Source organism: Vibrio sp. OPT18, from assembly GCF_015163615.1.
GTDB lineage: Bacteria > Pseudomonadota > Gammaproteobacteria > Enterobacterales > Vibrionaceae > Vibrio > Vibrio coralliirubri.
The window spans coordinates 56,957-64,584 of the sequence record NZ_JADDYK010000053.1 but is presented as its reverse complement, the minus strand read 5'-3'; the positions used below and the strand labels follow the sequence as shown (position 1 = coordinate 64,584).

At 44.5% G+C, this 7,628-nt stretch carries 8 protein-coding genes; 2 read left to right on the top strand and 6 right to left on the bottom strand.

Features of this window, described 5'->3' with window-relative positions; translation table 11 throughout:
* The first annotated feature begins 56 nt into the window (after positions 1-56).
* Both IQQ51_RS13470 and nagK read left to right on the top strand, forming a co-directional pair.
* Positions 57-803 (top strand): tRNA-uridine aminocarboxypropyltransferase, encoded by a 747-nt coding sequence (locus IQQ51_RS13470; RefSeq protein ID WP_193841325.1) that lies wholly within the window; start codon positions 57-59, stop codon positions 801-803.
* 163 nt (positions 804-966) lie between these two features.
* Entirely contained in the window at positions 967-1,875 is a 909-nt protein-coding gene (gene nagK, locus IQQ51_RS13465; RefSeq protein WP_017068179.1) for an N-acetylglucosamine kinase, read from the top strand.
* Positions 1,876-2,060: 185 nt separating this feature from the next.
* Here nagK and IQQ51_RS13460 read toward each other — a convergent pair whose 3' ends face one another.
* The 6 genes from IQQ51_RS13460 to IQQ51_RS13435 form a co-directional block, all read right to left on the bottom strand.
* Positions 2,061-2,327 carry a DUF2960 family protein gene (locus IQQ51_RS13460; protein ID WP_017063882.1) on the bottom strand — a complete coding sequence of 89 codons (267 nt, stop codon included), beginning with the start codon at positions 2,325-2,327 and terminating at the stop codon, positions 2,061-2,063.
* A 279-nt stretch (positions 2,328-2,606) separates the two neighbouring features.
* Positions 2,607-4,424: a bifunctional molybdopterin-guanine dinucleotide biosynthesis adaptor protein MobB/molybdopterin molybdotransferase MoeA gene (locus tag IQQ51_RS13455; RefSeq protein WP_193841324.1), complete on the bottom strand. Its 1,818-nt coding sequence runs from the start codon at positions 4,422-4,424 to the stop codon at positions 2,607-2,609.
* Entirely contained in the window at positions 4,424-5,008 is a 585-nt protein-coding gene (gene mobA, locus IQQ51_RS13450) for a molybdenum cofactor guanylyltransferase MobA (RefSeq protein ID WP_004733776.1), read from the bottom strand. The genes IQQ51_RS13455 and mobA overlap by 1 nt, the downstream gene beginning before the upstream one ends.
* Complete coding sequence (locus IQQ51_RS13445) at positions 4,986-5,705, bottom strand: energy-coupling factor ABC transporter ATP-binding protein (RefSeq protein ID WP_048611022.1); 720 nt, start codon at positions 5,703-5,705, stop codon at positions 4,986-4,988. The genes mobA and IQQ51_RS13445 overlap by 23 nt, the downstream gene beginning before the upstream one ends.
* A gap of 10 nt (positions 5,706-5,715) precedes the next feature.
* Positions 5,716-6,414, bottom strand: coding sequence for an ABC transporter permease (locus tag IQQ51_RS13440; RefSeq protein ID WP_017067174.1), 699 nt, complete (start codon positions 6,412-6,414; stop codon positions 5,716-5,718).
* Positions 6,415-6,735: 321 nt separating this feature from the next.
* Complete coding sequence (locus IQQ51_RS13435) at positions 6,736-7,542, bottom strand: substrate-binding domain-containing protein (RefSeq protein WP_017059611.1); 807 nt, start codon at positions 7,540-7,542, stop codon at positions 6,736-6,738.
* Positions 7,543-7,628: the final 86 nt, after the last annotated feature.

Here is a 7,628-nt window from a genome sequence, read left to right as displayed (position 1 = left end):
TATCATTCTAGGGACACTGTAAGTACAATCGTGCCACTTTTCTAGATTTATCGTTATTGTCCATGAGAATCCACGCTTTTCACCGTTTATATCAACACCGTTTGTCTCTTTCTACCAAGCCGTTTAACGCGCGCGGGTGTAAAGTGGTTCGATGTGAGTTCTGCAAAATCAAACAAGACAGCTGTATCTGTGAACATCAACCAGACGTAAATACGAACGTCGCGACCATGTTGATCTTATCGGACAATGAAATACTTAAGCCAAGTAATACCGGCCGTTTAATCCTTGATACCGTTAAAGACAGCTATGCCTACCTTTGGCACCGCACTGAACCGAATCAAGAGATGCTTGATGTGTTGAAAGACGATAAATATCAGCCAGTCGTGGTCTTTCCTGAAGATTACACCGATGACAAATCGCGCGTGGTTGCAGACCTTGGTGAGATGCGAGATTCGAACAAGACGTTGCTGCTGATCTTCATTGATGGCAGTTGGCGAGAAGCGCGACGTATCTTCCGTCGTTCAGAGTATCTGCAAGACTTACCTGTGTTGTCGATTGAACCAGAATCAGTTTCGCAATACATGATGCGTAAGTCAGACAACGAACAACATCTTTCGACTGCAGAAGTGGCGAGCTTGGTTTTAAAACAGGCTGGTGAAGAGCAGGGCGCAAAAACTTTACAGCTGTGGTTTGAGACATTTCGCGAAAGCTACATGCTAAGTAAGACGCGTTATAAGTCCGATCCAACCAAACCAAGCCTGAACGCTTTCATAGAGCACACTAAAAATGAGACGTCACTCTAACCTTTAACCGCTTTGTGCTGACTTGTTGTTCAAACAGATTCGAACACGAGATAAGTTTGTTATCCATCACGGTTTGTAGGGGGAGTGTTATGGATAATGCGTCCTAGATGTTTAATTTGAAAAATTTATTTGCCCGAATTTAGGGAAAAATTGGAGAGATTTCATGTATTATGGCTTCGATGTTGGCGGCACAAAAATTGAATTTGGTGCGTTCAATGAAAAACTTGAGCGAGTAGCAACAGAACGCGTACCAACGCCTACTGAAGATTATCAACTGCTACTTGATACGATTGCCGGTTTGGTGAAGAAGTACGACAGTGAATTTTCTTGCGAAGGTAAAATTGGTCTTGGTCTTCCTGGTATGGAAGATGCTGACGACGGCACAATGCTGGTTGTTAACGTGCCAGCTTCAACGGGGAAACCACTACGTAAAGACCTAGAAGCACTTATTGGTCGTAGTGTGAAAATTGAAAATGATGCGAATTGCTTTGCGCTTTCAGAAGCGTGGGATGACGAACTTAAAGACGAACCATCAGTAGCAGGCCTAATTCTAGGTACTGGTTTCGGTGGCGGTTTAGTTTACGAAGGCAAAGTGTTCTCTGGTCGTAACCACGTTGCTGGTGAACTGGGCCATATGCGTCTTCCTATTGATGCTTGGTTCCACCTTGGCGACAACGCACCGTTACTGGGTTGTGGCTGTGGCAAGAAAGGTTGTTTAGACAGCTACCTATCCGGTCGTGGCTTTGAATTGATTTACGAGCACTACTTCGGCGAGAAGAAGAAAGCGATCGAGATCATTCAAGCGTACAACGAAGGTGAAGCAAAAGCGGCTGAGCACGTTGATCGTTTCATGGAGCTATTGGCTATCTGTTTCGCGAACCTGTTTACCGGTCTTGACCCACACGTAGTTGCATTGGGTGGCGGGCTTTCAAACTTCGAACTTATCTACGAAGAGATGCCAAAGCGTATCCCTAAATACCTACTGTCTGTAGCGAAATGTCCAAAGATCATCAAAGCGAAGCATGGTGATTCAGGCGGCGTTCGTGGTGCTGCATTCCTTAACATTAAGTAGTCGTGACTTAAGTTAAGCTAGCTAAGGTTAGATAGTTAAAAAGCATAAATAAAAATGCCGCAATCTCGAAAGAGGTTGCGGCATTTTTTATAGTTCAGTGTTTTCGTTTCTTTCGCTCTAAGAGCTTAGAGCTTAACTACAAACGAAAAGCTAGAAACGACATATCAAGAAAAGAGCCAGAGGGCTTACTTCTTCTTTTTACCAACACCAAGGTTGTCTTTTTGCTTCAACGTAAGCTTAGTAAAGCCAAGCTTGCGGAAGTAGTTGTCTTGGTAGTTGCGAACCGCTTTAGTATCAGAAATCAACTCAAGCTGTTGCTCAGTTTTTAGATACTCAGAGATATCGATGCCTTCCGCTGCAGCAACAGCTTCTTGGATCGTGCGGTGTTCTTGTTTTGAAAACAGTAACTCTTTGTCTTCGTCTTTGTAAGTGTACAGAATGGTACGAGCCATGGTGCTCTCCAATAGAATTATTACTTTGCGCGCACTCTACATAAAAACCGTACGTGGCTCAAGGTAATGGTAAGAAATCTTAAGATTATCGTTCTAAACGTTTAGCGTGATTAAAGCTATTTGTCTTTTAGGAAACGAACAGGTTGTTTTTCACGAAACGAAAAGAACAAAAAGCCCCTTAGTATTGAAAAATCTATATAGGGGCTTCGTTTATGTTTTGGCGAAGATCTTCTAAATCAATTAGAAAGCAGCCAAATCAATTTAAGTGTTTGTTTTGAGTTAAACGCGACCTTGTAGAGGAATGATCGTCACTGTCTCGCCAACTTTCACGGTATCAACCGCAGGTGAGATCTCGATTAAGCAGTTCGCTTCGCTCATTGAACGCAGAATACCTGAACCTTGCTTGCCCGTTGTTTTTACTTCAAGCACGCCGGATTCATTCATCGAGAACACACCACGGCTAAATTCAGTACGGCCCTGGCGTGAGCGCAGCTGTTCAGTCGCTACAGCGTTTGCTTTTACTGGCGTCCAGTTCGTTTGACCTTGAAGCTTGCGGATCGCAGGCTCAACAAAGTTAATAAACGACACCATCACAGCAACAGGGTTACCCGGCAAACCAAAGAACGGTTTGTCTTCAATTTTACCGTAAGCCAGTGGGCGACCTGGACGCATGTTGATACGCCAGAAGTTGATTTCACCCAGTTTATCTAACGCAAGCTTGATGTAATCCGCATCACCAACAGACACACCACCAGAAGTCAGAACCATATCGGTTTCAAGCGACGCAGAGTGGAGCACATCCATCATCTTTTGTTCGTCATCTTCAATGATGCCGTAATCGACGATGTCACAGCCAAGCTTTTGAAGCATGCCGATAATAGTAAAACGATTTGAGTCATAGATAGAGTTTGGTTTTTGCTCGCTACCCGGCGCTTGAACTTCATCACCCGTAGAGAACACACCCACTTTCACTTTACGCAGAACAGGGCAGGTACCAAAACCTAACGACGCCATCATGCCCATTTCTGGCGCTTCAATGCGTGTGCCACGTGTAAAGACAGGTTGGCCGATTTCTAGATCTTCACCAGCCATACGGACATTTTGTCCAACCGAGATTTTAGCATCAGGGAAGCTCACTTTATCGCCATCTTGGATGGCTTGTTCGCGCATCACGACGACATCAACGCCTTCTGGCATTGGTGCGCCGGTCATAATCTTAACCGCTTCACCTTGTTGAACGGTTTTTTCATAGCTGTGACCCGCCATGACTTCAGCAACGATGTTGTAGCTGTCCAATTCTAGATCTTCACTACGAATCGCATAACCGTCCATTGCAGAGTTGGTATTCTGAGGAACGTTGATTGGTGAAATCACATCTTCAGCCAGCACGCGGCCGTAGCCTTGCAGTAATTCAACACTTTCTGTGAGATCAAGCGCGTCAATGCTATCAACAATCTTTTGCTGACCTTGAGTTACGGTTAAACCTGCAGGAGAGAATGAGTCACAACACACTGCAGGCGCTGCGTCTTTTGAAGATGAGCATGACACGGCTTTGCCTGTTGTAGAGGCAAGGTCAAAGGACTGCGCGTAATCGATGATGAAATCACGAATCGCTGCTAAGTCGCTGATCGCCATTTGCGGCAGGTCAGATTCAACTTGGCTGTCAGTCGCGATAGCAATAATGTTGTTATCGTTCGGGTACAACCAAGGTTTGCCCACTTCATCTCGGTGCAGTTCAATTTTAGGGAAGGCGATGTTCTTACAACCTTCAACCAAAATCAGATCAAGCGTGTTGGTATCAAAGCGTGTTAGCAGGTAATCAAAGTCTGCTTCGGCTACTGGTGTTTCTGTCATCATCACGTGACGATTACGAGAAGCAATCAACATTTGGTTTGCGCCCGCTTTACGTAGGCGGTAACTGTCTTTGCCCGGCTTATCGACATCAAAATCGTGGTGAGCATGTTTTAACACGCCAACTTTTAAACCCGCATCAGTCAACAGAGGAAGCAGGGCTTCAAGTACGGTCGTTTTGCCTGTACCGCTGTAAGCAGCAAAGCCCAATAAAGGAAGGTTAGGGCGTTGTTTTGAATCTTTCATTATTGAAGCGTTCCGAATTGGGTGAGTTCTTCTGGCGTGTTGAGATTAACAAAGCAGTTAGGAGAATCGCTGAAATCAACGTATTCGGTAACACACTCTTTGTATAGCAAGATGATTTTACGATCACCACGTTCCAAAAACGCTTCTAACTTTGGTAGAACACGCTTGTGGAATAGGGTGAAGACAGGTTGCTTAAATTCGCCATCATGCGCGACAAGAATGTCGCTGTCTTCTTTAACTGCAGAACAAAAACGCTCAACAAGGTCGTCACTGATTTGTGGGCTGTCGCAAGGGACAAAGCCAACCCAGTCTGTGCTCGCGTTTTTAAGGCCAGCATGAATGCCGCCCAATGGACCTGGGTAGTCAGGGAAAGAATCGGAAACAACCGGAGCAAATGCTTGGTAACTGTCTAAGTTACGATTGGCATTTATAGTGATGCTGACATCTTGTTGTGACAGCTTGTTTATAACGTATTGAATAAGCGGAGAACCGTTGAGCTCAACGAGTCCTTTATCTTTTCCGCCCATACGGCTGGCCTGTCCGCCAGCCAGAATAACCCAACTAGTTTGCGTTGGAAGCAGCATAAATATTCTCTTGTGCTTTATCTTTCTGAATAACTTGCAGAAGCGGAGATTCGGTCAAAGTATTGTCTTTGATCCACCACTGCTTCTTACATAAATCGGTTAACGCGTTAGTTTGGTGACTGGTGATGACTAAACTCGCGCCTCTCTGAAGAAGATCTTCGGCCATAATCACCAATCTTTCAATAGATTCTTTGTCTAAAGAAGCACTTGGTTCATCCATAAGCAAGATTGAAGGCTTAAGAATCCAAGCTCGAGCCATTGCTACGCGTTGACGCTCACCGCCAGACAACACAGAAATGTGCTCATCTGCTAGGGTTTCTAAACCTACCATTCTCAATGCATTAATTATTTGAGCTCGCTTATCTTTTTGGCTCTCCTTGTTAAAGCGAATGCCATAAGCGACATTTTGGTACACCGAGCCATCAAAAAGATAGGGGGTTTGATGCAGGTAGATGATGTCTTTGAACTTGAGCCGTGGGAATAATTTTTGCTGCCAGCTCTGTGTTGGAGACTGAATACGGCCAGAGCTCGGCTGAATTAATCCAGACAAGATTTTAAGTAGGGTCGTTTTACCAACACCATTGTCTCCTTTGAGATAAATGGCATCGTTGGGGCCGATCGACAATTCGGGAATGTGGAACAAAACACGCTCTTTGTAGCGCATTGAAATTTGCTGCGTTGTTATTTTTATACTCATGACAGCGTTCCTAAGTTCTTAAATAGCCTTTTCCTCTCACACTGGAAAGGAAAAAGTTAAGGGCTAATGCCAATGCTAATAACACCATACCGAGGGCGACACCTTGAGCGAATGCGCCTTTGTGGCTTTCCATGGCGATAGCTGTTGGGATGTTTCTTGTCATCCCCATAATGTTGCCACCGACCATCATTGAACAACCTACCTCTGTCACGATACGAGAGAAGGCAGCAATGGTTGCAGCCAACAGAGGAAAACGTGTTTCCCAAATCAAGGTACACGCCACGCGTGTTGTTGATACGCCAAGTGTGCGCGCTGTTTCTACCGCTCGGCGGTCACTGGCCTGCAGAGCACCGTGCATCATCGCAACTAGGATAGGGAAACAGATCACCATCTGACCTAGAATCATCGCCTTTTGGGTGAACAGTAATTGCCAATCACCTAACGGGCCAGAGCGAGAAAGCATCATATACATCAACAAACCGATAACCACAGTAGGGATCGCTTGCAGGGTGTTGATCACTGAAAGCAAAGCCCATTTTCCGGGGAACTCGGTATAAGCCAATAAGAAAGCCATAAGGATTGCAGGAACAATCACCAATGAGATGGCGGACAAAGATACGCTGAAGGATACCGCGACGATTTTCCACAATTCGTGGTCAAAACTCACAAGTAGATTCATTGCATCAATCGTTGTTTGCCATAGGGTCATGAAGTATCTCGTGTAAATCGATAATAGGTTTTATCGGTAATGACTGATGTTAATCATAGCTGACACTAACTAGTTGAGTGTGTATTGGTCAGCTATTGTTCTTAAGCATGATTGTGTTTCTAAGCATGAATGTGTTGTTAAGCGTGAACGTGATTAAAGCGAGATAGCTTTATAGCGATCTGCTGTTAAACAAGACAGTTTTTAAAGCGACATTGCTTAGGTGCTTTAAAAACTGCTTAGTTAAGCGTAGCGCTAATTGATTCGGGTTGAATCCTTAGCGCTACTTTTACTTACAGAAAACGACTGTTCACTTACAACAAACTATTCTGCGCTTGCAACAAACAGTTGTTTGCCATGCAGTTTAAAGTCGTTAATCAGTTTCTGACCTTTAGGGTTAACCAACCAATCACTGAATACTTTCGCAGCTTGGTAGTTAATACTTGGGTAGCGTTCAGGGTTAACGAGAATCACTTGGTAAGGGTTAAATAGATTCTTGTCACCTTGGAAAAGGATTTTTAGATCCAGTTTATTTTGGTAAGCCAACCAAGTACCACGATCTGTCATCGTGTAGCCTTGCATCTCTGACGCCATGTTCAGAGTCGGGCCCATGCCTTGACCAACACTGCGGTAACCACCAAAGTTTGGTTCGATTTTAGTTTGTGCCCAAATACCCATCTCTTTCTTATGAGTACCAGAGTCGTCGCCGCGAGACACAAATGTCACGTTATTAGTCGCGATCGCTTTGAACACATCTGCCACTGCTTTTTGAGATTCAATTTTTGCAGGGTCGCTTTGTGGGCCAACGATGACAAAGTCGTTGTACATCAGCTTGCGAGGTAAAACTCCGTAACCTTTTTCTACGAAATTCGCTTCAGCCTTTGGTGCGTGAGTCATCACCAAATCAACGTCACCATTTTCACCCATGCGAAGTGATTTACCCGTACCAGCGGCAAGAACATCAACCTTGATACCAGAATCCTTTTCGAACTCAGGCAATAAGTAGTCCAGTAGACCAGAGTGATAAGTACTTGTAGTTGTCGCCAACTTAATATGAGTGGTGTCTTCCGCGCTGCTAGCCGTGTAACTGACGATAGATAGAGCTGCAATAGTTAGGGGAATTGCTTTCATTATTATTATGTCCATTCTGTTATAAATGAATGACATGCCTTCAGTTTTAAAGGGCTCAAAGAAGGGCATGTGCATAAGACGCTAAT

Bases quoted from the DNA above. Each gene is read 5' to 3' on its own strand.
- nagK (WP_017068179.1), top strand. From the start codon at position 967: ATGTATTATGGCTTCGATGTTGGCGGCACAAAAATTGAATTTGGTGCG.
- IQQ51_RS13460 (WP_017063882.1), bottom strand. From the start codon at position 2,327: ATGGCTCGTACCATTCTGTACACTTACAAAGACGAAGACAAAGAGTTA.
- IQQ51_RS13455 (WP_193841324.1), bottom strand. From the start codon at position 4,424: ATGAAAGATTCAAAACAACGCCCTAACCTTCCTTTATTGGGCTTTGCT.
- mobA (WP_004733776.1), bottom strand. From the start codon at position 5,008: ATGCTGCTTCCAACGCAAACTAGTTGGGTTATTCTGGCTGGCGGACAG.
- IQQ51_RS13445 (WP_048611022.1), bottom strand. From the start codon at position 5,705: ATGAGTATAAAAATAACAACGCAGCAAATTTCAATGCGCTACAAAGAG.
- IQQ51_RS13440 (WP_017067174.1), bottom strand. From the start codon at position 6,414: ATGACCCTATGGCAAACAACGATTGATGCAATGAATCTACTTGTGAGT.
- IQQ51_RS13435 (WP_017059611.1), bottom strand. From the start codon at position 7,542: ATGAAAGCAATTCCCCTAACTATTGCAGCTCTATCTATCGTCAGTTAC.